Below are 322 nucleotides of genomic sequence, written 5' to 3'. Positions count from 1 at the left end.
GCGACGACAACACGCTCGAGCTGTTCGCCACCGAGGGCCTGAACCGCGAGGCGGTGCACCAGACCCGCATGCGCACCGACGAGGGCCTCGTCGGCCTCATCGCGCGGACGGCCGAGCCGCTCTCCCTGTCCGATGCCCAGAACCACCCGGCCTTCTCGTACAGGCCGGAGACCGGCGAGGAGGCCTATCACGCCTTCCTGGGCGTGCCGCTGCTGCGCGCCGGCAACACGCTCGGCGTCCTGACGGTCCAGAACAAGACCTACCGCGTCTACTCCGAGGAGGAGATCGAGGCGCTCCAGACCACCGCGATGGTGCTCTCGGA

Annotated in this window: 1 protein-coding gene; it reads left to right on the top strand. The window is 69.6% G+C overall.

The features are described from left to right. Positions 1-322 (top strand): GAF domain-containing protein (locus tag KZZ07_RS26765; protein WP_219519975.1); only part of this gene is annotated, 322 nt, incomplete at both ends.

It is taken from the genome of Mameliella sp. CS4 (genome assembly GCF_019392335.1).
Lineage (GTDB): Bacteria > Pseudomonadota > Alphaproteobacteria > Rhodobacterales > Rhodobacteraceae > Antarctobacter.
The sequence above is the reverse complement of the archived record's forward strand: the minus strand, read 5'-3'. Positions and strand labels throughout refer to the sequence as shown.